Source organism: Novilysobacter longmucuonensis, from assembly GCF_046600735.1.
Lineage (GTDB): Bacteria > Pseudomonadota > Gammaproteobacteria > Xanthomonadales > Xanthomonadaceae > Novilysobacter_A > Novilysobacter_A longmucuonensis.
In genome coordinates, this window is record NZ_JBJMAW010000008.1 from 21,013 (window position 1) to 46,070 (window position 25,058).

The 25,058-nt window shown below is 68.5% G+C and carries 20 protein-coding genes; 12 read left to right on the top strand and 8 right to left on the bottom strand.

The features are described 5' to 3' along the window. Nucleotides 1–31 precede the first annotated feature (31 nt). From ACJQWM_RS09210 to ACJQWM_RS09230, 5 genes are all read right to left on the bottom strand, one after another. The gene (locus ACJQWM_RS09210; RefSeq protein WP_332706830.1) at nucleotides 32–706 is read right to left on the bottom strand and encodes a DNA-3-methyladenine glycosylase family protein; all 675 of its coding nucleotides are present in this window, start codon (nucleotides 704–706) and stop codon (nucleotides 32–34) included. A 1-nt stretch (nucleotide 707) separates the two neighbouring features. Continuing rightward, nucleotides 708–1,085: a DUF423 domain-containing protein gene (locus ACJQWM_RS09215; RefSeq protein WP_411306780.1), complete on the bottom strand. Its 378-nt coding sequence runs from the start codon at nucleotides 1,083–1,085 to the stop codon at nucleotides 708–710. Between the two features lie 141 nt (nucleotides 1,086–1,226). Further along, nucleotides 1,227–2,396, bottom strand: a complete 1,170-nt coding sequence (locus ACJQWM_RS09220; protein WP_332706725.1) for a polyketide cyclase — start codon at nucleotides 2,394–2,396, stop codon at nucleotides 1,227–1,229. Between the two features lie 373 nt (nucleotides 2,397–2,769). Beyond that, on the bottom strand, nucleotides 2,770–3,411 hold the full coding sequence (locus ACJQWM_RS09225) for a response regulator (protein WP_332706728.1): 642 nt from the start codon (nucleotides 3,409–3,411) through the stop codon (nucleotides 2,770–2,772). Continuing rightward, complete coding sequence (locus ACJQWM_RS09230) at nucleotides 3,408–4,622, bottom strand: sensor histidine kinase (protein WP_332706732.1); 1,215 nt, start codon at nucleotides 4,620–4,622, stop codon at nucleotides 3,408–3,410. Before ACJQWM_RS09230 ends, ACJQWM_RS09225 begins: the two co-directional genes overlap by 4 nt. 181 nt (nucleotides 4,623–4,803) lie before the next feature. Between ACJQWM_RS09230 and ACJQWM_RS09235 the strand changes: the two genes are divergently transcribed. From ACJQWM_RS09235 to ACJQWM_RS09285, 11 genes are all read left to right on the top strand, one after another. After that, nucleotides 4,804–5,430 (top strand): GNAT family N-acetyltransferase, encoded by a 627-nt coding sequence (locus tag ACJQWM_RS09235; protein ID WP_332706735.1) that lies wholly within the window; start codon nucleotides 4,804–4,806, stop codon nucleotides 5,428–5,430. Further along, nucleotides 5,427–6,212 carry a septum site-determining protein MinC gene (minC, locus tag ACJQWM_RS09240; protein WP_332706738.1) on the top strand — a complete coding sequence of 262 codons (786 nt, stop codon included), beginning with the start codon at nucleotides 5,427–5,429 and terminating at the stop codon, nucleotides 6,210–6,212. The genes ACJQWM_RS09235 and minC overlap by 4 nt, the downstream gene beginning before the upstream one ends. A 145-nt stretch (nucleotides 6,213–6,357) precedes the next feature. Next, complete coding sequence (gene minD, locus ACJQWM_RS09245; protein ID WP_332706741.1) at nucleotides 6,358–7,167, top strand: septum site-determining protein MinD; 810 nt, start codon at nucleotides 6,358–6,360, stop codon at nucleotides 7,165–7,167. A 3-nt stretch (nucleotides 7,168–7,170) separates the two neighbouring features. Then, nucleotides 7,171–7,452 (top strand): cell division topological specificity factor MinE, encoded by a 282-nt coding sequence (gene minE / locus ACJQWM_RS09250; RefSeq protein WP_332706744.1) that lies wholly within the window; start codon nucleotides 7,171–7,173, stop codon nucleotides 7,450–7,452. A gap of 130 nt (nucleotides 7,453–7,582) precedes the next feature. Then, nucleotides 7,583–8,032 (top strand): hypothetical protein, encoded by a 450-nt coding sequence (locus tag ACJQWM_RS09255; RefSeq protein WP_411306781.1) that lies wholly within the window; start codon nucleotides 7,583–7,585, stop codon nucleotides 8,030–8,032. Between the two features lie 71 nt (nucleotides 8,033–8,103). Next, nucleotides 8,104–8,775, top strand: a complete 672-nt coding sequence (locus ACJQWM_RS09260) for a YrbL family protein (RefSeq protein ID WP_332706750.1) — start codon at nucleotides 8,104–8,106, stop codon at nucleotides 8,773–8,775. A gap of 447 nt (nucleotides 8,776–9,222) precedes the next feature. After that, nucleotides 9,223–11,217 (top strand): M2 family metallopeptidase, encoded by a 1,995-nt coding sequence (locus ACJQWM_RS09265; protein WP_332706753.1) that lies wholly within the window; start codon nucleotides 9,223–9,225, stop codon nucleotides 11,215–11,217. Between the two features lie 419 nt (nucleotides 11,218–11,636). Continuing rightward, nucleotides 11,637–17,087, top strand: a complete 5,451-nt coding sequence (locus ACJQWM_RS09270) for a HAMP domain-containing protein (RefSeq protein ID WP_332706756.1) — start codon at nucleotides 11,637–11,639, stop codon at nucleotides 17,085–17,087. Then, complete coding sequence (locus tag ACJQWM_RS09275) at nucleotides 17,087–18,928, top strand: response regulator (protein WP_332706760.1); 1,842 nt, start codon at nucleotides 17,087–17,089, stop codon at nucleotides 18,926–18,928. The genes ACJQWM_RS09270 and ACJQWM_RS09275 overlap by 1 nt, the downstream gene beginning before the upstream one ends. Further along, nucleotides 18,925–19,596, top strand: coding sequence for a sensor histidine kinase (locus ACJQWM_RS09280; protein WP_332706763.1), 672 nt, complete (start codon nucleotides 18,925–18,927; stop codon nucleotides 19,594–19,596). The genes ACJQWM_RS09275 and ACJQWM_RS09280 overlap by 4 nt, the downstream gene beginning before the upstream one ends. Before the next feature lie 322 nt (nucleotides 19,597–19,918). After that, entirely contained in the window at nucleotides 19,919–21,079 is a 1,161-nt protein-coding gene (locus tag ACJQWM_RS09285) for an aromatic ring-hydroxylating oxygenase subunit alpha (protein WP_332706766.1), read from the top strand. 183 nt (nucleotides 21,080–21,262) lie between these two features. On the opposite strand, the gene ACJQWM_RS09290 is transcribed toward ACJQWM_RS09285, so the two are convergent. Beyond that, nucleotides 21,263–22,543, bottom strand: a complete 1,281-nt coding sequence (locus tag ACJQWM_RS09290) for a multidrug effflux MFS transporter (RefSeq protein WP_332706769.1) — start codon at nucleotides 22,541–22,543, stop codon at nucleotides 21,263–21,265. 496 nt (nucleotides 22,544–23,039) lie between these two features. On the opposite strand from ACJQWM_RS09290, the gene ACJQWM_RS09295 reads away from it, so the two are divergent. Continuing rightward, entirely contained in the window at nucleotides 23,040–23,585 is a 546-nt protein-coding gene (locus ACJQWM_RS09295; RefSeq protein ID WP_332706772.1) for a DUF2058 domain-containing protein, read from the top strand. 84 nt (nucleotides 23,586–23,669) lie between these two features. On the opposite strand, the gene ACJQWM_RS09300 is transcribed toward ACJQWM_RS09295, so the two are convergent. After that, nucleotides 23,670–24,416, bottom strand: a complete 747-nt coding sequence (locus ACJQWM_RS09300) for an anti-sigma factor family protein (protein ID WP_411306782.1) — start codon at nucleotides 24,414–24,416, stop codon at nucleotides 23,670–23,672. Continuing rightward, nucleotides 24,413–24,889, bottom strand: a complete 477-nt coding sequence (locus tag ACJQWM_RS09305; RefSeq protein WP_332704226.1) for an RNA polymerase sigma factor — start codon at nucleotides 24,887–24,889, stop codon at nucleotides 24,413–24,415. Before ACJQWM_RS09305 ends, ACJQWM_RS09300 begins: the two co-directional genes overlap by 4 nt. Nucleotides 24,890–25,058: the final 169 nt, after the last annotated feature.

A 25,058-nucleotide genomic window follows, 5' to 3' on the forward strand; every position in this document is an offset into this window, starting at 1 on the left:
AGGACGAGTCTTTGCCGCCGACCTCGCTGGCTCAGCCCTGCGAGCGCGGCGTCGGGGCTTTCGCCTGCACGGCCGCGTCGGCGATGCGCCACAGGTAGAAGCCGGCGTAGCTGCGGTACGGCGCCCAGCACTCGCCGCGCTCGGCCAGTTGCTTGGGCTTGAGCATCTCATCGAGGCCGTCGACGCGTTGCGCGCCCTTGCGGATGCCCAGGTCATCGATCGGCAGCACGTCGGGGCGGCCGAGCCGGAACATCAGCATCATCTCGACCGTCCAGCGGCCGATGCCGCGCACCGGCACCAGGGCGGCGATGATCGCCTCGTTGTCCATCGTGCCCATGCGCCGCAGGTCGGGGATTTCGCCGAGCGACTCGCGCCGCGCGAGATCGCGCAGCGCCAGCAGCTTGTTGCCCGATACTCCGCAGGCGCGGAGCGTGGCGTCGTCGCAGCGCGCCAGGGTGTCGCAATGGAAGCGCTCGCTGGCAATCGCGGTTTGCACACGCCCGACGATGGTCGCCGCGGCCTTGCCGCTGAGCTGCTGGTACAGGATCGCCCGGGCCAGCGCGTCGACCGGATCGAAGCTCTTGCGCCAGCGCGGGTCCGGCGCGAGAGCTCCGAGCTTGCGCATCCAGGCGCCGAGCTTGCGGTCGCGCCGGGCCAGGTGGGCGAAGGCGGCCTGGGTGTCGAATCCCCGGGCGTGCCGTGGCATCTCAGCGCCTCATCGCGTCGACCGCGTAGGCCAGCCACGCCAGGATCATCAGGCTGCCGCCGAACGGCGCGAGCCGCGTCGGCGCGTCGAAGAAGTGCGCAGCGAGCAGGCTGCCGGCGAACAGGCATGCACCGGCCGCGATGCCGAGCAGCGCGAGCAGCGTGAGCCGGCGCGCGGCCGCGCGAGCCAGCGCCGCGAGCGCCACGCCGTGGCCGAAGGCGAATACCGCCGCCAGTTGCAGCCGCGACGCCGCCTGCGGCTCCACGCCGTGCGCGGCGTACGCGGCCAGGGCCACCGCAGCGGCCGCCAGTACCGCGCCCAGCGCGGCCAGTGCGCGGGCGGGCCAGGGTGGCGGGAGGGTCTCGGTCGGATCGGTCATGGCGCGCGGGACGGCATCATGCACGCGACGATAGCAGGGCCGGAAACAAAAACTGGAAAAGAAGCCGGAAACGAAAAAGGCCGCGGGTTGCGCGGCGTTTCTCGGATCATCCGGCCACTGGCCGGACCGGTGCGGTAGGCGTCAGCGGATGGTCCACACCACTTCGTACTCGCCGTCCTCGCTGAAGCCGCCGTCGATGCCGTTCTCCCAGATCTCGTACGGCCGGCCGGTGGTCTCGTAACCCTGGGTCAAGGCCCAGGCGCGCAAGGCGTCGCGGACATTCGGAAGGTTGGCCATGTGGCCCTCGAACGGCACCACTGCGATCTCGCTGGCCGGCATGAAGACCGACTCGACCGGGCTGTCGAGGCCGTCCTCGATCTCGATCGCTTCGGTCGGCTCGGGGCCGGACGCGACCGGTGCGCTGGACTCGCCGTTTTCGTCGGCATCGGCATCCTCGGCATCGGCATCCTCGGCTTCGTCCGCCGAGTCGCCCTCGCCGAGCGCGCGCACCGGCACGGCGACGTCGAAGGAGTAGTTCTCGGAGCCGAACTCGTTGGTGATGATGCGGACCGGGCCTGTGGCCTCCAGGTCGTTGGCTTCGATCACCCGCTCGATCCATTCCAGGTTGCTGCGCATCTGGCGCTGCACCACCTGGTTGTTGCGCTCCACCGCCGCGGTCACCACCAGCAGCGTCTCGGCCGGACGACGGCCGATGGTCGGGACGCGGTCCGGGTTGTCCCGGCTGAGTTCGGTGTAGTCGACGTTGGGCACCGTGGCGAGCATGTTGCTCAGGCGCGACAGGCCCAGCTTCATGTCCTGGCCCATGTTGCTGCTGACGTACATGCCGGCGTAGCGGCCCAGCAGGTTCCAGCCGTAGTCGACATCGTAGGTCTGGGTGATCTCGATGTTGCGCCCCGAGCGGCCGGTCGGACGCAGCGTGTACTTGGTGCGCTTGTTCTCGCCGCGCTCCGCGTTGGTGATGTCCATCGAGATGCTGCGGTTGGGCTCGTTGGCGACGATCTCCCAACTGCCCTCGGCCAGGTTCTCGTCCAGCGAGGTGTACTCCAAGCGCGCGCCAACGCCGGAATCGGGGCCGGTACGCTCCAGTTGCACCGCCGAATCGCGCAGCACCAGCGGGTGCCAGTCGTCGAAGCGGCGGAAGCTGTTCAAGGTGTCATAGACGATGGTCACCTTGCGGTTGGTCTCCACGCTCTCGCTCAGGTGGCGGCTGTTGGGTAACAGCACGCCGATGATCAGGAACAGCGCAGTGACGATCGCCAGGGAAATCAGGATCTCGATCAAACGGGTCATTCAGGGTTCTCCAAGGCCGACCCCGGGGTCAGGGCCGGGGCGCAGACCTGCAATCCTAGCAAGGAAGCCGGGGCCGGCACAGCTGTTGCGAGGCGGAACCGGGACTTCGCCAGATCCGGACATGTGGACGCTCGGGGTCTGGACTGCGGACTGCGGGCTGCGGGCTGCGGGCTGCGGGACTCGGGACTCGGGGCTCGGGAAAGCGGAAAAGCGGAAAAGCGGAAAAGCGGAAAAGCGGAAAAGCGGAAAAGCGGAAAAGCGGAAAGCGAGCCGCCATCAGCATTGTCGCGCGGAGCGCAGCGAAGGACCCGCTGTCGGCTCTTGCTTTCCCCGAGTCCCGATTCCCGCGAGTCCCGCGGGTCCCGGCCCCGAATCAAACGAGTTGCAGCTCGAAGGCCTTGAGCACCGCCCGCGTCCGGTCGCGTACGCCAAGCTTGGACAGGATGTTGGAGACGTGGTTCTTGATGGTGCCTTCGGCGACGCCGAGCGAGTTGGCGATTTCCTTGTTGGAGAAGCCCCCGGCCATCAGCCGCAGGATCTCGGTCTCGCGTTCGGTCAACGGATCGGGCCGGTCCAGGCTGACGAACTCGTTACGCATGTGCTCCAGTCCCGACAGCAGGCGCTGGGTGACCGCCGGCTGCACCAGCGAACCGCCGCCGGCGACGGTCTGGATCGCGCCGACCAGTTGCTGCAGCGAGACGTCCTTGAGCAGATAGCCCTTGGCGCCGGCCTTGAGCCCGGCCAGCACCAGTTGGTCGTCGTCAAAGGTGGTCAGGATGATGGTCGGCGGCAGGTTGCCGGCGCGCGCCAGCGCCTGTAGCGCCTCCAGGCCCGACATCACCGGCATGCGCATGTCCATCAGCACCACGTCGGGCCCGAGCTGGGGGATCACCTCGACCGCCTGGCGGCCGTCGCTGGCCTCGCCTATCACCTCGATCCCCTCGGCCAGCGAGAGCAGGGACCGCACGCCTTGCCGCACTAGGTTCTGATCGTCTACGAGCAACACGCGAATCATGCGATGACTCCTTCAGTGGCAGCGGTCGTGGCCGCCGATGCCGGCAACGTCAGGTGCAGGCAGAAGCCCTCCTGCGGCCGCGTCTGTATGTCCAGGCTTCCGCCATATTGCTGCAGCCGCTCGCGCATGCCGCGCAGGCCGTTGCCGATCGCGGGGTCGTCGGCGCCGCGGCCGTCGTCGCGCGCGGTCATCGCGATGCAGCCCTCCTCGCGACGCGCCTGGATCCAAAGATTGTGCGCGCCGGCGTGGCGCACGGCGTTGGTGATGATCTCCTGCGTGCAGCGCAGCAGCACGTGCGCGCGCTCGGGGTCGTCCATCGTCAGCGGCTCCTGCACATCCATGTGGATGTCCAGTGACGGCACGTTCTCGGCCAGCGGGCGCAGGGCCGCGGCCAGGTCGATCGAACCGGTGTCACGCAGCTGGCTCACCGCTTCGCGCACGTCGGTCAGCAGCAGCCGCGCCAGGGTGTGGGCCTGCTGCACATGGTCCCTGGCCCGGCCCTGCGACAGGTGCCCGGCGACCTCGAGGTTCAGGCTCAACGCGGTCAGGTGATGGCCGAGCAGGTCGTGCAGCTCGCGCGAGATGCGGGTGCGCTCGTTGACTCGGGCGCTCTCGGCCAACAAGGCCCGGGTCGCGCGCAGCTCGGCGTTGAGGCGGCGCTGCTCCTCCTGCGCCAGCGACTGCTCACGGGCCACGAAGCTGGTGACGAACACGAACCCGGAGAAGCCCGCGTACAGCAGCGACTGCATCATCGCCTCGAAGAACGGGAAGTCCAGCCGCACGTAGACCGGCACGATGATCAGCTGGCTGAGTACCACCCACACCACCGCGATGCTCAACGGCAGCATCCACGGCAGCACGCTGGCGGTGACCATCAGCAGGATGCTGCCCAGGCCGCTCACGCTGAAGTAGCTCACCCCGACCGCGCTGCCGATCAGGATCAGCAACAACCCGTGGTCGAGCGGACCCGCCCGGCGCGAGCCCAGGGTCCGGGTCACCCAGCCATAGCTCAGCCCGAACGCGAAATACCCCGCCCACGCCGGCCAGCCGACCCGGGCGGTGAACAGCGGCTCCTCGACCATGCCCGCGGCGATCGCATCGATCGGGTCGACCGGCTGCAGCGCCAGCGACAGCAGCGGCAGCCCGACCACCGCCCAGGTGAACAGACCGGCGTAGCGCAGCAGTCGCGTGTGGTTCAGGCGGCTCAACATGGCTGCATGCTAACGGCATCGCGGGCCTTGCGGGGCCGTCCGAAAGTCATGGTCGCCGCGCCGTGCGCCCGTCGCCAACGCCGCCGCCGGGTGCCCGATATGGTCGCCGACGCCGGGTGGTCATGCGATAATCACCTGGCCGGCCGCCACAGGTCCCGGTCAGCAAATCATGGAGCCCGGAATGTCGATCGTCGTCCGCGACGTGCTTGAGCACGAGCTGGATTCCGTCCTTGCCCTCAACAATGCCGCCGGACCCGCGATTCTGCCGCTGGATGCGGCCAGACTGCGTCACTTCTTCGACAACGCCGAGTATTTCCGCGTTGCCGAACGCGACGACACCCTGGCCGGCTTCCTGATCGGCGTCGGCAGCGGCACGGCGCACGACAGCAGCAATTTCCGCTGGTTTCGCGAGCGCCACCCGGACTTCTTCTATATCGACCGCATCGTGGTGGCCAGCCGCCGCCGCGGCGGCGGTGTCGGCCGGGCGCTGTATGCCGATGCGCAGAGCTACTCGGAGCTGCGCTATCCACAGATGGCCTGCGAGGTGTTCCTGGAGGACGCCAACGACCCGGTCCTGCTGTTCCACGGGAGCTTCGGCTTCCGCGAGATCGGCCAGCACGTGATGCCGGAGGCGAGCGGCGTGCGCGCGGCAATGCTGATGAAGTCGCTGTGCAGCTATCCCTGGGTCCGCGAGATTTACGGCGACGCGCTGCCGCAGGAGGCCTGGCTGCCGCGGCCACGTCCGCAGACGGTGGTGCCCGCCGGCCTGGAGCAGCGCCCCACCGGCACCTGGGGCACGTCCTCGTGAGTGCCGCCGCGGCGGATTACGAGCAAGCCGGCGAACTCAAGATCGGCCAGGTCGGCATCGCCAACCTGCGGATCCGCACGCTCGACGCGGCGCGCCTGGCCGGGGAAATGCGCGAGCGGGTGCAGCGTGCGCCCAAGTTGTTCGAACGCGCGGCGGTGGTGCTGGATTTCGGTGGCCTCGCGCAGACCCCGGACCTGGTGACGGCGCGTGCCCTGCTCGACGGCCTGCGTGAAGCCGGGGTGCTGCCGGTCGCCCTCGCCTACGGCACGGCCGACACCGAGCGGCTGGCCGAGCAACTCGGCCTGCCGCTGCTGGCCAAGTTCCGCGCCCAGTACGAACGCGACGAAGATGCCGCGCTGGCGCCGCCAAGCCCGGCAGCGAAACGATCGCCGGCGCCGGCCGCGGAAACCGCTGCGCCCGCAGCCGCAGCCGGGCCGGCAGTTACGGGCAGCCCAGGGCTGATCCAGTCCGCCCCGGTACGCTCGGGCCAGCAGGTCTACGCCGACAACCGCGACCTGACGGTGCTGACCACCGTCGGCGCCGGGGCCGAGGTCATCGCCGACGGTTCGGTGCACATCTACGGGCCCTTGCGCGGCCGGGCCCTGGCCGGCGCGCAGGGCAACGAGAAGGCGCGGATCTTCTGCCGCGAGTTCCATGCCGAGCTGGTCGCGATCGCGGGCCATTACAAGGTGCTCGAGGACATCCCCAAGGAGCTGCGCGGCAAGGCCGTGCAGGTCTGGCTGGAAGACGGGCAACTCACCATTGCGGCGCTGGACACTTGATGACCGCAAATCGGGCATCCTGCCGCGATTTGCGGAAGAACCGCGCCGGCAAATCCGGCCCGGTTCTTTGCTGCTGGCATAAAACGCCAGCAGCGCCGGCACATCCATGTGCCGGAGACCTCACTACTCACCGGAGGATTTGAACTTGGCCGAAATAATCGTTGTCACCTCGGGCAAAGGCGGCGTGGGCAAGACCACGACCAGCGCCAGTCTCGCCTGCGGCCTTGCGCGCCGCGGCCACAAGGTCGCCGTCATCGATTTCGACGTCGGCCTGCGCAACCTCGACCTGATCATGGGCTGCGAACGCCGCGTGGTATACGACTTCGTCAACGTGGTCAACGGCGAGTCGAGCCTCAAGCAGTCGCTGATCAAGGACAAGCGCTTCGACAACCTGTTCGTGCTGGCCGCCTCGCAGACCCGCGACAAGGACGCACTGACCAAGGAAGGCGTGCAGAAGGTCCTCGACGACCTCGCCGCCGACGGCTTCGACTACATCGTCTGCGATTCGCCGGCCGGCATCGAGAAGGGCGCGTACCTGGCGATGTACTTCGCCGACCAGGCCGTGGTGGTGGTCAATCCCGAAGTGTCCTCGGTGCGCGATTCCGACCGCATCCTCGGCCTGCTGGCGTCCAAGACCCGCCGCGCCGAGAACGGCGAGCGCGTCAAGGAGCACCTGCTGCTGACCCGCTACAGCCCCAAGCGCGTGGAGACCGGCGAGATGCTCAGCGTCGGCGACGTCGAGGAGATCCTCGGCTTGAAGACTATAGGAGTAGTCCCCGAATCCACCGACGTGCTGCACGCCTCCAACAAGGGCGAGCCGGTGATCCTGGAATCCGAGTCCGACGCCGCCCAGGCTTACGACGACGCCGTCGCCCGCCTGCTCGGCGACACCCGGCCAATGCGCTTCGTGCAGGTCGAGAAGAAGGGATTCTTCAGCAAGATGTTCGGAGGTTGAGCCATGGGCCTGTTTGATTTCCTGCTGACCAAGAAGCAGACCGCCTCGGTCGCCAAGGACCGCCTGCGGATCATCGTCGCCCACGAGCGCGCCAGCCGCGGCGGCCCGGACTACCTGCCGATGCTGCAGCGCGAGCTGCTGGAGGTGATCCGCAAGTACGTCAACGTCGATGCCGAGTCGGTCAAGGTCGACCTCCTCGGCGAGGGCGATAACAAGGTGCTGGATATCTCGGTGGCACTGCCGGAGAAGGGCGAAGGCGGGGCGCGCGCGGTGGCCAGCGGCTGAGCATGGCCGGCGGCCCGTAGCCCTGCCTCTGTAGGAGCGGCTTCAGCCGCGATCAGAGACAATGCCGGCTGACGATTCCGGATCGCGGCTGAAGCCGCTCCTACACAGACGACCACCTACGCTTCCGCCGATGCTGACCCTCGCCGACATCGGTTTTGCTGCCGCGGCCGCCCTGCTCGCCCGCCACGGCCTGCAACTGGCGCGCGTGCCCGACGGCGCCGCCATCCCCGGCAGCTACTGGGGTGACTGCGAGGCCGGCCTGATCGGATCGACCGTGTATGCGCGCGCCGACACGCCGGTGCATTCGCTGCTGCACGAGGCCGCCCACCTGATCGTGCTGCCGCCGGAGCGGCGCGCGGCGGTTCATACCGACGCGACCGATTCGCAGGAGGAGGAAGACGCCGCCTGCTATCTGCAGATCCTGCTCGCCGATGAGCTGGCGGGCATCGGCCGCGCGCGCCTGATGGCCGACATGGACACCTGGGGCTACAGCTTCCGCCTCGGCTCCAGCCGCGCCTGGTTCGAACACGACGCCGAGGACGCCCGGCGCTGGCTGGTCGATCGACAACTGATCGCCTGACTTCGCCACCACCGCCGCTCTACCGTTCGGGCCGGTGAAATCGCCGCGATCTGGGGCAAACTCCCACGTTCATGGACGCCCTCCCGCGCAATCCGGCCTCGCCCGAACTCTGGAACGGCATGGAAGTGCTGGCCCACGGCGCGCACCGCATCTGCGTGCGCGACGCCGGCGCGCCGCAGTTCTGCCTCAAGTTCGAACGCCCCCTGCACGAGCGGCCCGCGTCCGGCCTGCGCCAGCGTGCGCGGCTGTGGCTCGGCCACCGGCTGCCGTACTTCGGCGACAACCGCGCCGAGCTGCGCGCCTATCGCGCGCTGCACCGGCGCATCGGCACTGCTGCGGATACGCCGTTCACACGCAGCCACGGCATCGTCGCCACGCCTTGGGGCGCGGCACTTCGCACCGACTGCGTACTGCTGGCGGACGGGCAACCCGCGTGCTCGCTGCACGCGCACCTGCACCGGCTCCGCTGCCACTCGCCGGTGTCGCTGTGCCAGGCGGTGATGGATTTCGAGCAGTGGCTGGTCGAGCACCGCTTGCCGCTGTTCGATCTCAACCCGGGCAACTTCGTGGTGGTGCCCCATGGCGACGGCTTGCGCCTGGTCTGCGTCGATGCCAAGTCGCTGGCGCGCGGCAAGGAGTTGCTGCCGCTATCGCGCTGGTCGAGCCGGCTGATGCGCCGCAAGATCCGCCGCCGCGCCGCCAGGCTCCGCGCCAGGATCGTTGAGGCTTTAGACACGGATTGACACGGATCGGAGCGGATACGGCAGAGGCTCGATGGCCCCGCTCCAATCCGTGTTTACCGCGTAGATCCGCCAAGACGCTCGGCCCATCAACGACTCGCCGGATGCCGACGCAGGGTGGGCACACTTTTTGTGCCCACCGCACGACGGCCCGATCCGCAGCGATGGGCACCGACAGCGCGCCCGCCCTACGGCTTTGCAGAATCAGGTTCTTGACGCGCGGGTTGGTGCGGATCAGAGCGATCGGGCTCAAGCGCAGTGGTCCGCTCCAACTCCGTGTTTATCCGCGTAAATCCGGGTCAAACGCTGTTGTCCGGCCGGCGGCGCCCGACGATCCCTCCCACCAGACGCCTGCGCGGGCCGCGGCCTGCGTCACTTGCACCGGGGTCACGCGGCCTCTAGCCTTCCGGCTTCGGCGCATCAGCGCGAGTCGTCCGGGAGAAGCCTTCCATGAAACCCATCCGCGCGCTGCTTGCGCTCAGCATCACCGTCGCCGTGCTCGGCCTGGCCGGCTGCGATCGCGACTCCGCCACCGACGATGCATCGCGCACGTCGGTGCCCGAGGGCGAGACCGCCGATCAGTTCATCGCACGCGTCAACGCCGAACTCAAGGCGATGTACCCGCAGCTGACCAAGCCGCAGTGGCTGTCGTCGACCTACATCAATGACGACACCCAGTTCCTGGCCGCCAAGGCCAACGAGCGCTACCTCGCCCAGCTCAACGACTGGATCGAGCAGGCCCGGCGGTTCGACGGCCAGGAAATGACGCCGCAGACCGCCCGCGCGATCCAGCTGCTCAAGCTGTCGACCTCGATGCCGGCGCCGCGTGACCCGGCGCAGCTGGCCGAGCTGACCCAGATCGTCGCGCGCATGGAAGGCATGTACGGCTCGGGCACCTACTGCACCGGCGAAGGCCGCGACGAGAACTGCCGCCAGCTCGGCCAGCTCGAGGACGTGCTGCGCAACGACCGCGACTACGACGACCAGCTCGAAGCCTGGCGCGGCTGGCACACCATCTCGCCGCCGATGCGCAACGACTACACGCGCTTCGTCGAGCTGGTCAACACCGGCGCCGGCGAGATGGGCTTTGCCGATGCCGGCGAGATGTGGCGCTCGGGCTACGACATGAGCCCGGTCGAGATCGCCGCCGAGACTGACCGCCTGTGGGGCCAGGTCAAGCCGCTGTACGAGCAGCTGCACTGCTACACCCGCACCCAGCTGGAGACCGAATACGGCGCCGGACAGGGCAGCGTCGCCGGCGGCATGCTGCCGGCGCACCTGATGGGCAACATGTGGCAGCAGGACTGGGGCAACCTGTGGGACATGCTGGTCCCCTACGAGAACGCCGGCAGCCTCGACATCACCGCCGCGCTTCAAGCGCAGTACAAGGAGAACTTCGCGGAGGCGCTGGACAGGAACGGCGACGAGCGCGATGTCGGCATGCTGGCGCAGCTCGAGCAGGACGCGCAGCTCGCCACCGCCAAGCAGATGACCGAGCGTGCCGAGGAGTTCTACACCTCGCTGGGCATGCCCGAGCTGCCCGACAGCTATTGGAAGAAGACCCAGTTCATCAAGCCGCGCGACCGCGACGTGGTCTGCCACGCCAGCGCGTGGGACATGAACATGGAAGGCGACGTGCGCACCAAGATGTGCATCAAGCCCAACGAGGAAGACTTCACCACGATCTACCACGAGCTCGGCCACGTCTATTACTACCTGGCCTACAACGACCTGCCGCCGCTGTTCCAGACCGGCGCCCACGACGGGTTCCACGAGGCGATCGGCGACACCATCGTGCTCGGCATGACCCCGGAGTACCTGGAGTCGATCGGCCTGGTCGAGGCGCAGCAGCGGAGCGAGGAGGCGCTGATCAACGCGCAGATGCGCATGGCGCTGGCGAAGGTCGCGTTCCTGCCGTTCGGGCTGATGATCGACCGCTGGCGCTGGGGCGTGTTCGACGGCTCGATCGAGCCGGGCGAGTACAACCAGGCCTGGTGGAACCTGAAGGCGCGCTACCAGGGAGTCGCCCCGGTGGAGCCGCGCGGCGAGGAGTTCTTCGACCCGGGCGCCAAGTACCACGTGCCGGGCAACACGCCCTATACGCGCTACTTCCTAGCCCACATCCTGCAGTTCCAGTTCTACAAGTCGCTGTGCGACGCCGCCGGCTACACCGGGCCACTGCACGAGTGCAGTTTCTATGGCAACGAGGCCGCCGGTGAGAAGTTCCAGGCAATGCTCAGCAAGGGCGCCAGCCAGACCTGGCAGCAGAGCCTCAACGAGCTGACCGGCGGCGAACGGATGGACGCCGCGGCGGTGCTGGAGTACTTCCAGCCGCTGCAGGCATGGCTGAACGAGCAGAACGAGGGCAAGAGCTGCGGCTGGCAGGCGAGCGCCGCCACGCCGCCCGCACCGGAAGGCGACGACGCCGCGCCGGCACAGGGCTGAACGCGCAGGTAGGAGGCCCGGGCAGGGTCAAGAGCAAATCCCCCCTGCCCCCCTTTTTCAAAGGGGGGAAGCAAAGCCGCTTTTGGCTCCCTCCTTTGGAAAAGGAGGGTTGGGGAGGATTTGCCGTTGCCTTGAAGCTTGCGACAACATCAGAAGCAGGTACTTCAGTCCTGTTTCAGAAAAAAAATACGCCGAGAAGCCGGCGCAGAGCGGGCTTCTCGCGTCTGGCGCAAGCTGCAGGAACCTGAACAGGCCGCGTGAGGGCGTCGTGAACGCCACGCTCACAACCGGACCCCTAAGGTCCGCAAGTTGCGTCTGCCAAGTCCATTGACTGCATGGGGGAGTGAGTGGCTACCGAAGTGAAAAGTGGTGCCCGTAAATCGACCCGCAGCCCTGCTGCGGCCGCCCAATCCGATCCGATGCAGGTGATGCTGGCAGCGATGCAGGCCGCCCGGCAGGGTGACTTCTCGGTGCAGCTGCCGCTGCACTGGGAGGGCGTGGAGGGCAAGATCGCCGAGACCTTCAACGAGATCGTGCTGTCCAACCGCCGCCTGGCCAACGAGCTGGCGCGGGTCGGGCAGAAGGTCGGCCGCGAAGGCCAGACCCGCCAGCGCATCGCGGTGTGGAACCGCCAGGGCGCCTGGGCCGACATGGAGCAGTCGGTCAATGACCTGGTCGATGACCTGGTGCGTCCGGTGGAGACCATCACCGAGGCGATGGCCGGCGTCGCCAAGGGCGATCTAACCCGCACCGTGCCGCTGGAGGCCGACGGCCGGCCGCTGCAGGGCGAGTTCCTGCGCTCGGCCACCATCGTCAACCGCATGATCGACCAGATGAGCGAGTTCAGCTCCGAGGTCACGCGCGTGGCGCTGGAGGTCGGCACGCATGGTCGTCTCGGCGGGCAGGCCAAGGTCAAGGGCGTGTCGGGTGTGTGGAAGGAGTTGACCGACTCGGTCAACCAGATGGCCTCCAACCTGACCACCCAGGTGCGCAACATCTCCGAAGTGACGATTGCCGTGGCCAGCGGCGACCTGTCGCGCAAGATCACCGCCGACGTGCGCGGCGAGATGCTGCAGCTCAAGGAGGTCATCAACACGATGGTCGACCAGCTGCGCGGCTTCGCCTCGGAGGTGACCCGCGTGGCGCGCGAGGTCGGCACCGACGGCAAGCTCGGCGGCCAGGCGATCGTGCCCGGCGTGGCCGGCACCTGGAAGGACCTGACCGACTCGGTCAACGCGATGGCGTCCAACCTGACCAGTCAGGTGCGCAACATCGCCGGGGTCACGATTGCCGTCGCGCAGGGCGACCTGTCGCGCAAGATCACCGTGGACGTGCGCGGCGAGATGCTGGAGCTCAAGGACACCGTCAACACGATGGTCGACCAGCTCAACGGCTTCGCCGCCGAGGTCACGCGTGTCGCAAGAGAGGTCGGTACCGAAGGCAAGCTCGGCGGCCAGGCCGCGGTGCCCGATGTCGCCGGCACCTGGAAGGACCTGACCGACCACGTCAACTCGATGGCCTCCAACCTGACCTCCCAGGTGCGCAACATCGCCGAGGTCACCACCGCGGTGGCCCGCGGCGACCTTTCGCGCAAGATCACGGTGGATGTGCGCGGCGAGATGTCCGAGCTCAAGAACACCATCAACACGATGGTCGACCAGCTCAACAGCTTCGCCGCCGAGGTCACCCGCGTGGCGCGCGAGGTCGGCACCGAGGGCAAGCTCGGCGGCCAGGCGCAGGTGCCCGGCGTCGACGGCACCTGGGCCGGCCTGACCGACTCGGTCAACGCGATGGCCTCCAACCTGACCAGCCAGGTACGCAACATCGCCGAGGTCACCACCGCGGTGGCCAAGGGCGACCTCTCGCGCAAGATCGGCGTCGATGCCCAGGGCGAGATCCTGCAGCTCAAGGAGACCATCAACACGATGGTCGACCAGCTCAACGGCTTCGCCTCCGAGGTCACCCGCGTGGCCAAGGAAGTCGGCACCGAGGGCAAGCTCGGCGGCCAGGCGATCGTGCCCGGCGTGGCCGGCACCTGGAAGGGCCTGACCGACAACGTCAACTCGATGGCGTCCAACCTGACCGCGCAGGTACGCAACATCGCCGAGGTCACCACCGCGGTGGCCAAGGGCGACCTGTCGCGCAAAATTGGTGTTGACGTCAAGGGCGAGATGTTCGAGCTCAAGGACACCATCAACACGATGGTCGACCAGCTCAACAGCTTCGCCGCCGAGGTCACCCGCGTGGCCAAGGAGGTCGGCACCGAAGGCAAGCTCGGCGGCCAGGCGCGCGTGCCCGGCGTGGCCGGCACCTGGAAGGACCTGACCGACAACGTCAACTCGATGGCCTCCAACCTGACCAGTCAGGTGCGCAACATCGCCGAGGTCGCGACCTCGGTGGCCAAGGGCGACCTCTCGCGCAAGATCGGGGTGGACGCGCAGGGCGAGATCCTGCAGCTCAAGAACACCCTCAACACGATGGTCGACCAGCTCAACAGCTTCGCCGCCGAGGTCACCCGGGTGGCGCGCGAAGTCGGCACCGAGGGCAAGCTCGGTTACCAGGCGGCGGTGCCCGGCGTGGCCGGCATCTGGAAGGACCTCACCGACAACGTCAACTCGATGGCGGCCAACCTCACCACCCAGGTGCGCGGCATCGCCAAGGTGGTGACCGCGGTGGCCACCGGCGACCTGGACCAGAAGCTCACCGTGGAGGCCAAGGGCGAGATCGCCGAACTGGCCGAGACCATCAACGGCATGACCGACACGCTGGCGATCTTCGCCGACCAGGTCACCACCGTGGCGCGCGAGGTCGGCGTGGAGGGCCGCCTCGGCGGCCAGGCCAAGGTGCCCGGCACCGCCGGCATCTGGGAAAACCTCACCGCCAACGTCAACCAGTTGGCCGACAACCTGACCACCCAGGTGCGCGCGATCGCCGAGGTCGCCACCGCGGTGACCCAGGGCGATCTGACCCGCTCGATCCAGGTCGACGTGCGCGGCGAGGTCGCCGATCTCAAGAACAACATCAACGCGATGATCGGCACCCTGCGTGCCACCACCGAGAGCAGCAGCGAGCAGGACTGGCTCAAGACCAACCTGGCCAAGTTCAGCGGCATGATGCAGGGCCAGCGCGACCTGATCACGCTCGGCCGCATGCTGCTGTCGGAACTGGCGCCGCTGGTCAACGCACAGCAGGGCGTGATGTACGTGGTCGAGACCGAGGACGGCCGGCGCCGGCCACACCTGCGCCAGCTCGCCGGCTACGCCGACTCCGCCAGTTCGCCGACCGCGCCGCGCACGCTGCAGTTCGGCGAGGGCCTGATCGGCCAGTGCGCCGCGCAGGGCCAGCTGATCCTGATCGACAACGCGCCGGCGCACAGCGCGGCGCTGGCGTTCCCGGACAACGGCGAGCAATCCGCCGGCAATCAGGCCGCCTCGGTGCAGATCGAGTCCGGCCTGCTCAGCGCGGTGCCGCGCAGCGTGATCGTGCTGCCGGTGCTATTCGAGGACCAGGTCAAGGCGGTGCTCGAGCTGGCCTCGCTGTCGGAGTTCACCCGCTCCCAGCGCGCGTTCCTGGAGCAGCTCTCGGGCAGCATCGGCATCGTGCTCAACACGATCGAGTCGACCATGCGCACCGAGCGCCTGCTGGCGCAATCGCAGCAGCTGGCCGGCGAATTGCAGTCGCAGCAGAACGAGCTGCAGCAGACCAACGAGGACATCGCGCTGAAGGCGGCGCTGCTGGCCGAACAGAAAGCCGAGGTCGAGCAGAAGAACCAGCAGATCGAACACGCCCGCCGCGCGCTGGAGGAAAAGGCCGCGGAACTGGCGCTGACCTCGCGCTACAAGTCCGAGTTCCTCGCCAACATGTCGCACGAGCTGCGCACGCCGCTCAACAGCATCCTGATCCTGGGCCAGCAGCTGGCGGAGAACCATGAGACCAACCTCAACCCGCGCCAGGTGGAGTTCGCCAAGACCATCCATGCCGCCGGCACCGACCTGCTGCACCTGATCAGCGACATCCTGGACCTGTCCAAGATCGAGTCGGGCACGGTCACCGTCGACAGCGAGGACCTGTCCTTCGAGCACCTGCGCGAAAACCTGGGGCGCGGCTTCCGCCACGAGGCCGAGCGCCGCCACCTGGAGTTCTCGCTGGACATCGAGCCCGAGCTCGGCACCGCCCTGCACACCGACCCCAAGCGCCTGCAGCAGATCCTCAAGAACCTGCTGTCCAACGCCTTCAAGTTCACCGAGCAAGGCAGCGTGCGGCTGCGGGCGCGCAAGGTCAGCAGCGGCTGGAGCGAGGGCCATGACGTACTCGACCACGCCCAGACCGTGGTGGCCTTCGAGGTCACTGACACCGGCATCGGCATCTCGCCGGAGAAGCAGAAGATCGTGTTCGAGGCGTTCCAGCAGGCCGACGCCGGCACCTCGCGCAAGTTCGGCGGCACCGGCCTGGGCCTGGCGATCAGTCGCGAGATCGCCGGCCTGCTCGGCGGCGAGCTGCGCCTGCACAGCACCGTCGGCGAAGGCAGCACCTTCATCCTGTACCTGCCGCTGAACTACGTCGGTGCCGACCGCGCCCACAGCGCGCGCGCGGCGCAGGCGATGGCGCAGACCAGCAGCACCCAGGAGCCGCCAGTGCGCGTGCTGGAGCATGCCCTGGAGCGCGTGGCCGACGACCGCGACCTGCTCGCGCCGGGCGAGCCGATCCTGATGGTGGTCGAGGACGATGCGCGCTACGCCAGCGTGCTGCGCGACCACGGCCGTTCGCAGGGCTTCCGCGTGCTGGTCGCCAACACCGGCACTGAGGCGCTGCGGCTGGTGCGCGACTACAAACCGACCGCCATCTCGCTGGATATCGTCCTGCCCGACATGCTGGGCTGGACCGTACTGGCGCGGCTCAAGCAGGATTCGGCGACGCGACACATCCCGGTGCAGATCGTCACCGTGGAGGAGGAGCGCCAGCAGAGCATCGAGCGCGGCGCGTTCGCCTACCTGGCCAAGCCGGCCAGCACCGAGACCATCGATGCGGCGCTGCAGCGAATCAAGGACTACACCCTGCCGCGGGTCAAGCGCCTGCTGATCGTGGAGGACGACGCCAACGAGCGCATGAGCATCGAGGAGCTGATCCGGCACGACGACCTCGCCATCGACACCGTCGGCACCGGTACCGAGGCCCTGGTTGCGCTGGACGCGACCCGCTACGACTGCGCGGTGGTCGACCTGCACCTGCCCGACATGAGCGGCTTCGAGCTGCTCGACCGCATCCAGGCGCAGCCGAGCCTGCATGAGTTGCCGATCGTGGTGTTCACTGGCAAGGACCTCAGCGCCGAGGAGGACCTGCGCCTCAAGAAAGTCGCCAAGAGCGTCGTTATCAAGGGTGTGGAATCGCCCGAACGCCTGCTCGATGAGACTGCGCTGTTCCTGCACCGGGTCATCGCCGACCTGCCGCCGGGCAAGCAGCGCATGGTCGAGCGCCTGCACGCATCCGACGAGGCGCTGCAGGACAAGCGCGTGCTGGTGGTCGATGACGACGTGCGCAACATCTTCGCGCTGTCCAGCGTGCTGGAGCGCCACGGCATGGAGGTCATCACCGCCGGCAACGGCCAGGATGCGATCGAGATGGTCGCCAACGACGAGGACATTGCGCTGGTGCTGATGGACATCATGATGCCGGGCATGGACGGTTACGACACGATGCGCGAGATCCGCTCCAAGCCCGACTCGCGCGCCCTGCCGATCGTCGCGCTGACGGCCAAGGCGATGAAAGGCGACCGCGAGAAGTGCCTGGAGGCCGGCGCGTCCGACTACCTCGCCAAGCCCGTGGTCACCGACCAGTTGCTCGGGGTGCTACGCCAGTGGCTGCATCGCTGATGCCATCGCCGTCCACCTCCACCGCCACCGCCCGCAAGATGGCCCACGCACTGGCCAGCGAGCCGGTCAAGATCCTGCTGGTCGACGACCAGCCGGGCCGGCTGCTGACCTACCGCGCGATCCTGGAGCCCCTGGGCGAGCAGCTGGTCGAGGCCAGCTCGGGTATGGAAGCACTCAAGCGACTGATGGATGACGAGTTCGCGCTGATCCTGCTCGACGTCAACATGCCCGGCATGGATGGCTTCGAGACCGCCAGCCTGATCCACCAGCACCCGCGCTTCGAGAAGACCCCGATCATCTTCGTGACCGCGGTCAACGTCACCGACATGGACCGGCTGCGCGGCTACAAGCTCGGCGCGGTCGACTACGTGACGGTGCCGGTGATCCCGGAGGTCCTGCGCAGCAAGGTCGAGGTGCTGGCCGAGCTGCACCGCAAGCGCAGCGAGCTGCAGTCGCTCAACACCAGCCTGGCGGCCGACAACCAGGCCCTGCAGCGCGAGAAGGCACGCGAGCTGGAGGCACTCAACGAATCGCTGCGCGTGGCCAACGATGCGCTGGCGGCGCGCAACACCGAGCTGCAGGTCGAGATCAGCGAGCGCTCGCGCGCCGAGCGACTGCTGCGCGATGCCGACCAGCGCAAGAACGAGTTCCTCGCCACCCTCGCCCACGAACTGCGCAACCCGCTGGCGCCGCTGCAGAACGCGCTGGCGATCCGCCGGCTCGAGCTGGGCGAACCGCCCGGCCCGCTGCAGAGCACGATGGAGCGGCAGCTGGCGCTGCTGGTGCGGCTGATCGACGACCTGCTCGACATCGCCCGCATTACCCAGAACAAGCTCGCGCTGCGGCGCGAATCGACCTCGCTGGAGGACGTGCTGCATGCGGCGGTGGAAATCGCCCGGCCGCTGCTCGATGCCGGCGGGCATGACTTCAGCCTGCGCCTGCCGGACCGGCCGGTCGCGCTGCTGGCCGACCGCATGCGCCTGTCGCAGGTGTTCGCCAACCTGCTCAACAACGCGGCCAAATATTCCGATCCGGGCGGCCGGATCGAATTGGCGGCCGAGCTGGTCGACGACGATCAGGTGCTGGTGCGCATCAGCGACACCGGCATCGGTCTGGCGCCGGAGCAGCTGGAGGCGGTGTTCGGCCTGTTCAGCCAGGTCGACAGCACGGTCGAGCGCAGCCGCGGCGGCCTCGGCATCGGCTTGACCCTGGTGCAGAAGCTCGCCGAGATGCACGGCGGCCGGGTCGCGGTGCACAGCGCCGGGCTCGGCCAGGGTTGCATCTTCAGCGTACGGCTGCCGGTCGGCGCGGCGGCCGCGTCGGCCCCGCCGGGGCTGCCGGCGGGGACCTCGGGGGAAGCGTCGAGCGAACCGGATTCGAAATCCCCATCCAATTGCGCGGACAATGGCGCCATGGCCGAGCCCCCAACCGACGCCGCCGTGCCCGCCGACCCCACGCGCGTGCTGGTGGTGGACGACAACCGCGACGCCGCCGACACCCTGGCGATGATGATCCGGCTGCTCGGCCACGAGGTCGCGCAGATCTACGACCCGATGGCAGTGGAGGACGAGATCGAGCGTTTCGCACCCGACCTACTGTTCCTGGACGTCGGCATGCCCGGCCGCAGCGGCTATGACATCGCCTCCAGCCTGCGCCAGCGCGAGGACGGCAATGCGCTGGAGATCATCGCGGTGACCGGCTGGGGCCAGCCCGAGGATCGCCGCCGCACCCGCGAGGCGGGCTTCGACGAGCACCTGGTCAAGCCGCCGCAGTTCGAATCGATCCGCCGCATCTGCAGCCGCGGCGGGCGCACGCGCAAGGCCGAGACCGACGACGCGTGAGCCGCCCCCGCACCGCCTGGATGAACCGGCTTGCGCACGACCTGCGCGGACCGCTGTCGCCGATGCAGACCGCGGTGTTCCTGTTGCGCGACGACCGCGTCGAGCCGCCCGAGCGCACCGAGCTGCTCGACATCGTCGACCGCCAGACCCGCCGTCTGGGCGGCATGATCGATGAGATCGGCGACTGGGTCCGCGCCGAGCAGGGCCGGCTGATCTCGCGGCGCGAGGATATCGAGGTGGCGATGCTGCTCGACGAGATCGCCCCGCGCCTTGGCGGTGCGGCGCCGCAGGTCCGGTTCGCACCGGGCACCGAGGCGTCGCAGTTGAACGGCGACGCGCTCCGGCTCGGGCAGCTGCTGCGCACGGTGCTCGGCTTCCGCTTCAAGCGCGGCGAGCAAGCGCCGGCCCAGGTCGAGGTCGAACCCGGCGGCCTTGGCCGCGTCCGCCTGCGGCGGCGCCTCGATTGCCCCTATCAGGCCCGCGACCAAGCCGGGATCCTGCTCGAGGAACCGCTGCCCGAGCCGCTGGACGAGGGGCTCGGGCTGGGCCTGCTGGTCGCGCGCGCGATCGCGGAGGCACACGACGGCCAATTGCGCGCGCACGCCCCCGACGGCGACACCATCGAGCTGATCCTGGAGCTGCCGCTGGCCGGGAAATCACCGGGCTGAGCTGGTGCCCTCTCTTGGCAGAGGGAGCAGAAAGCAGGAGCACATCCCCCCAACCCGCCCGGCCCTCAGGCATAGCCTTTTCGGGCGTTCATCAACGCGGGAACCTGCGGTTCGCAAGCGCGTTGCTTCACCCTTTTCCAAAGGAGGGAGCTTGTTTTCCGCTTTTTTCAAAGGGGACGCTTGCTTTGAAGCGGCCTCGCGGCTTTGCTCCCCTCTTTGAAAAAGAGGGGCTGGGGGGGGAGATTCGCTCTGTCCGGCCACGACAGCAGGCCGGCCATTGCGTGTGTAGAGCCACGCCCCCCGATACCCCTAAACTTCCACCATGCCCATCACCATCCAGCCTCCCAGCGCCGATCTCGCACCCCAACCGCTCTCGCACGCGACCGCGTTGCCGGCGCGGTTCTACGTTGAGCCGGAGATGGCCGCGATCGACCGCCGCGTGGTGCTGGACCGCGGCTGGCAGCTGCTCGCGCACGTGTGCCAGCTGCGCAACCCCGGCGATCACGTCGTGTCCGACTTCGCGGGATTGCCGGTGATCGCGGTGCGCGGCGCCGATGAGGCGGGCGGCCCGGGTGATATCCGCGTGTTCCACAATGTCTGCCGCCACCGCGCCGGCCCGATCGCCAGCTGCGACGGTCTGGCGGCCAGGTCGCTGCGCTGCCGCTACCACGGCTGGACCTACGGCCTGGACGGCGTGCTGCGCTCGGCCCCGGAGATGGGGCAGGCGGAGGATTTCGATGTCGGCGCGGTACGCCTGCCGCAGTTGCGGGTGCATGTCTGGCAGGGGCTGGTGTTCGCCGCGGTGGCCGAACCGGCGATGGCATTCGAGGCATTGGTGGCCGGCATCAACGCGCGCATCGGCAGCGCCCGCGGGCTCGCGCACTACGGCCACCATCGCCGGGTCGGCTACGACGTCGCCTGCAACTGGAAGGTCTACGTCGACAACTACCTGGAGGGCTACCACGTCCCGCACATCCACCCCGGCCTAAACGCGCTGCTCGACTACCGCAGCTACGTCACCGAGACCGCCCACTGGTACTCCTACCAGTGGAGCGCGCTGGAAAGCGCGGGCGAGCTGTACGGCGACGGCGACGCGCTGTACTACTGGCTGTGGCCCAACACGATGCTCAACATCCTGCCGGGCCGCCTGCAGACCAACCGCGTGGTGCCGCTGGGGGTGGACCGTTGCCGGGTCGAGTTCGACTTCTACTACGCCCTTGATGGCGATGCCGATACGGCCGGCGCCCGGCGCGAGGCCGACCTCGCCTTCAGCGACGAGGTCCAGCTGGAGGACCTGACCATCTGCGAGGACGTGCAACGCGGGCTCGCTTCGGGCTCCTACCGGCCCGGCCGGCTCAACCCGCTGCGCGAGAACGCCGTGCACCATTTCCACGAACTGCTGCGCGCGGCATACCGCCAGGACCCTTGGTCCTCCCACCACAACCCCGCTTCCGTAGGAGCGGCTTCAGCCGCGAGCTCTTGATTGACGACAAAAGCATCGACACGGATCAAAGCAAAGAATTGCGGATAAAGCTTCTGGATATCAGGTGCTTTACCTGCCTTGATCCGTTCTTTTTCGCTCTGATCCGCGTCAAATGCTCTTGGCCAGACTTCGGCCCCGATCGCGGCTGAAGCCGCCCCTACGGCTTCAGGAGGCCGCTTGCCCTTAGATCGACTCCCCCGGCACCGAGGCCGCTTCCCGGTTGCGCGCCTCCATCGAGCGCGATGCGCCCGACTCCCAGCGCCAGAACAACCAGCCCAGCAGGGTGAACAGCGCCGCGCCCAGTGCCAGGTGCAGTGCATCGTCGCTCAGCAGCGGCGAGATCACCCCGGCGGTCAGCGAGTGCAGCACCAGCCCGGTAAACGCCTGCAAGGACGACGCCGAGCCACGCTGGCGCGGGTACATGTCGAGGATCGCCAGAGTCAGGATCGGGAACACCAGCGCGATCCCGAACGCGTTGAACGCCAGCGGCAGGATCGCCCAAGGCACCGCCGGCACCGCCACCAGCAGGTTGTAGGCCACGTTGCTCAACGCCGCCAGCCCGCAGCAGACAAAGCCCAGGTTGGCCAGCCGCGTGCCGGTCATGCGTCCGGCCGCCCGCCCCGACAGGTACGCGCCCAGCATCATCCCGCTGATCATCGGCACGAAAAACCAGGCGAAATCACCCTCCCCCAGCCGCTGGCCGTCGCGCCGCAGCAGGTCCAGGACGAACGCCGGTGCCGAGGCGATATACAAAAACAGCGCACCGAAGTTGAACGCACCGGCCGCGGCCAACCGCTGGAACCGCGGGTTGAACGCGATCGCGACGTAGTCGCGCAGCAGCCTGCGCGGCGACACCCGGGCTCGCGCCGACGGCGGGTGGGTCTCCGGCAGCATCCGCCAAGTCGCTACCAGCAGCACCAGTGAGAACGCCACCAGGAACCAGAAGATCGCCGGCCAGCGGCTCCAGCCCAGGATCCAGCCGCCGATGATCGGCGCGATCGCCGGCGCGATGCCGAAGATCATCGACACTTGGCTCATCAGGCGCTGTGCATCGTCCCCGTGCAGCACGTCGCGGATCACCGCGCGTCCCACGATCAAGCCGACGCCGGCCGACAGCCCCTGCAGCGCACGGAACACCAGCAGCGTGCTCAGCTCGGTCGCCAGCGCGCAGCCGACCGAGGCCAGCGTGAACACCGACAAGCCGCCCAGGATCACCCGTCGCCGCCCGATCGCGTCCGACAGCGGCCCGTGCACGATGCTCATCAGCGCATAGGCGACCAGGTAGACGCTGATCGTCTGCTGCATCGCCAGCTTGTCGGCACCCAGCTGCGCGCCCATCTGCGGAAACGCCGGAAAGATCGTGTCGATCGAGAACGGCCCGAACATCGCCAGCCCGCCCAGCAGCAGTGCCAGCCGGCGGATCGACAACCCCGAGTGTCCCTGCGAGACCGGCGTGCCGCTCATCGTGCGGCGCCGGTGGCGGGGACACAGGGCACGGCAGCCGCGGCATCGCGCACCCGCAGGACCGCCTGATCCACCTGCAGTGGCGAAAACGGCGGATGGACGGGCATCGGGATTCTCCGGCGCGACAGACGGTGCGGGCGCAGCAGAATAGCAATGCGGCAGGCGGCTGAACGCAGGGATAGCGCAACAGCGCGTTGCCACTGCCGCGGGTGGTCTTTCGATCGTGCCCTACGCCGCTTTGCCCAGATCGCTTCTGCACTGCCCGCCACCGGCGGCCCTTGTCCTTGCGCGCAGGCACGCGTCCCGCCCACTCCGAGCCGGGCCAATCATCAACACCGCCCAGGTAGGAGCGACGTGAGTCGCGATTCGCTACTCCGATGGCTGGCATGATCGCGGCTCACGCCGCTCCTACCGGTTCACGCTGCAACTGGAGCGCATCGAGCGGCGGTTCTACAATCACGGATCGCGATCCCGCGATGCCACGCCCGATGCCGCCATGCGAAATCCCCTGCAGGAACAACTCCTCAAGGCGGGGCTGATCAAGAAGAGCCAGGCCGCCGAACTGGCCCGCGAGCAGGCGCGGCAGCGCAAGGGCAAGGCGCCGCCGCCAGCCCCGGTCGAGCAGGTCGATACGCAGCAGTTGCAGGCGCAACGGGCCGAGCGCGATCGCGCACTCTCGGCCGAGCGCAATGCACAGGCCCGGCTCCACGAGCAACGCGCGCAGGTGCGCCAGCTCATCGAAACCAACAAGGTCGGGCGCGAGGGCGAGATCGCCTACCGTTTCCCCGACCAGGGCAGGATCAGGAGCGTGTTGGTAACCGAGTCGCTGCGCACGCAACTGGCCAGCGGCGCGCTGGTGATCGCCCGCCACGGTGACGGCTACGAGCTGCTGCCGCGTGCGGCCGCGGACAAGATCCGCGCGCGCGACGCCGCGGCGATCGTGCTCGACCACGGCCGTACCGAGGATACGGCCGCGCCGGACAAGGGGGAGGACGATGACTTCTACAAGCAGTTCCAGGTGCCCGACGATCTGATCTGGTAGCCGCGCGGCCGCCCGGCTTCGCTTTCGCGGGCGCCGCGCACCTTCGAAATCTGGCTACCCGACTTTCCGCGACGGCGTCGCCTGCTAGCGCCAGCCTGCATCGCGTGCGGCGCGTTCGCCGGCGCCGTCCAGCGGTTCGCCGTCCAGGCGTGCGTCGACCTCGGCCAGGATCGCCGGCGGCAGCGTGGTGGAGGCCAGCCGCAGTTCACCGCCGGCCGCCGTCGCCTCGCCCAGTGCCCTCACGCGCCAGCCATCGCCCTCGCGGCAGGCAAGGCCGGCGACCGCCTGCGGCCGCTCCAATACGAACGTGCGGCAGTAGTCGCCGTCCTGCGCGCGGAAGCTCAGGCCGACTGCCACCGGCCCCGCGGCCGGGCCAGCGCTGGACAGGCGGCTATCGAGTGCCTGGGCGAGCTCGGCGCCGGCCACCACGCCTTCGCCGGACATCTCCAGCAGCGCCGCCGGGCCGTCCGGCCGCAGCCACGGCGCGGCCAGCACGCCCAGGGCGAGCGACGCGGCCAGCGCGGTCCATTCGGGCCAGCGCCAGCCACGCCGTGCGGCGCGTGCGTCCCGCGCCGCCTGCAGCGGCAGCACGGTGCCGGCGTCCTGCGCAGTTGCGGTCGCATGGGTCGCAGCCAGAAGGCGCCCCGGCAGCGGTTCGTCCAGCACGGGCGCGAACGCCTGACGCAGTCGCTCGCGCAAGGCGCGCTCGGCGGCGACCTTCGCGGCGACCGCCGGATCCTCGCGCATCGCCTGCTCGACCACGGCCGCGCCGTCGGCATCGAGTTCGCCGTCGACATAGGCGTGCAACATCGGTTCGGACACCTTCTTCATTCCCGGTCATCTCCCAGCATGCGCTGCAGTGCCTCGCGGCCGCGTGCGAGGCGGCTGGTCACGGTGCCGATCGGCACCTCCAGCGCCGCGGCGGCCTCCTTGTAGGACAGCCCCTCGACCAGCACCAGCGCCACAGCGGCCCTCTGTTCCTCCGGCAATCGCACCATCGCCGCCTCCACCGACAGCACCACCGCGTGCGCATCCACACCATCATGGCCCACGGCCTCGCCCTCCTCTTCCGGGGCGAATACCCGTCCACGCCGCTGGCGGGCACGCACCTCATCGAGCCAGGCATTGCGCACGATGCCGAACAGCCACGGCTCCAGTGCCTGGTCGGGCCGCCACTGCGACGCGCGTGCCAGTGCACGCTCGATCGCGGTCTGCACCACGTCGTCCGCGTCCTGCGGATGGCCGGTCAGGCTGCGCGCGAATCGCCGCATCCGCGGCAGCAGCTCGCACAGTCGTTGGTGCATGGGCGGGTCGGTTTCCGGGGCCTTCATCTATCAATACGTCCGGGGCGGGCGATTTCTTCCATTCAGCGTGGATCTCGGTGCGGTCTGTACGCTGGCGCCGCATCGCGCCACGCCGCACGATTTTTGTGACGTGTTTATGCAACACACGCATCGTTGCGATGCACGATGC

What these genes read in the sequence shown, in the direction of transcription:
- ACJQWM_RS09210 (WP_332706830.1), bottom strand. Translation starts at nt 706, where the DNA reads ATGCCACGGCACGCCCGGGGATTCGACACCCAGGCCGCCTTCGCCCAC.
- ACJQWM_RS09215 (WP_411306780.1), bottom strand. Translation starts at nt 1,085, where the DNA reads ATGACCGATCCGACCGAGACCCTCCCGCCACCCTGGCCCGCCCGCGCA.
- ACJQWM_RS09220 (WP_332706725.1), bottom strand. Translation starts at nt 2,396, where the DNA reads ATGACCCGTTTGATCGAGATCCTGATTTCCCTGGCGATCGTCACTGCG.
- ACJQWM_RS09225 (WP_332706728.1), bottom strand. Translation starts at nt 3,411, where the DNA reads ATGATTCGCGTGTTGCTCGTAGACGATCAGAACCTAGTGCGGCAAGGC.
- ACJQWM_RS09230 (WP_332706732.1), bottom strand. Translation starts at nt 4,622, where the DNA reads ATGTTGAGCCGCCTGAACCACACGCGACTGCTGCGCTACGCCGGTCTG.
- ACJQWM_RS09235 (WP_332706735.1), top strand. Translation starts at nt 4,804, where the DNA reads ATGTCGATCGTCGTCCGCGACGTGCTTGAGCACGAGCTGGATTCCGTC.
- minE (WP_332706744.1), top strand. Translation starts at nt 7,171, where the DNA reads ATGGGCCTGTTTGATTTCCTGCTGACCAAGAAGCAGACCGCCTCGGTC.
- ACJQWM_RS09255 (WP_411306781.1), top strand. Translation starts at nt 7,583, where the DNA reads ATGCTGACCCTCGCCGACATCGGTTTTGCTGCCGCGGCCGCCCTGCTC.
- ACJQWM_RS09260 (WP_332706750.1), top strand. Translation starts at nt 8,104, where the DNA reads ATGGACGCCCTCCCGCGCAATCCGGCCTCGCCCGAACTCTGGAACGGC.
- ACJQWM_RS09265 (WP_332706753.1), top strand. Translation starts at nt 9,223, where the DNA reads ATGAAACCCATCCGCGCGCTGCTTGCGCTCAGCATCACCGTCGCCGTG.
- ACJQWM_RS09270 (WP_332706756.1), top strand. Translation starts at nt 11,637, where the DNA reads ATGCAGGTGATGCTGGCAGCGATGCAGGCCGCCCGGCAGGGTGACTTC.
- ACJQWM_RS09275 (WP_332706760.1), top strand. Translation starts at nt 17,087, where the DNA reads ATGCCATCGCCGTCCACCTCCACCGCCACCGCCCGCAAGATGGCCCAC.
- ACJQWM_RS09285 (WP_332706766.1), top strand. Translation starts at nt 19,919, where the DNA reads ATGCCCATCACCATCCAGCCTCCCAGCGCCGATCTCGCACCCCAACCG.
- ACJQWM_RS09290 (WP_332706769.1), bottom strand. Translation starts at nt 22,543, where the DNA reads ATGAGCGGCACGCCGGTCTCGCAGGGACACTCGGGGTTGTCGATCCGC.
- ACJQWM_RS09295 (WP_332706772.1), top strand. Translation starts at nt 23,040, where the DNA reads ATGCGAAATCCCCTGCAGGAACAACTCCTCAAGGCGGGGCTGATCAAG.
- ACJQWM_RS09300 (WP_411306782.1), bottom strand. Translation starts at nt 24,416, where the DNA reads ATGAAGAAGGTGTCCGAACCGATGTTGCACGCCTATGTCGACGGCGAA.
- ACJQWM_RS09305 (WP_332704226.1), bottom strand. Translation starts at nt 24,889, where the DNA reads ATGCACCAACGACTGTGCGAGCTGCTGCCGCGGATGCGGCGATTCGCG.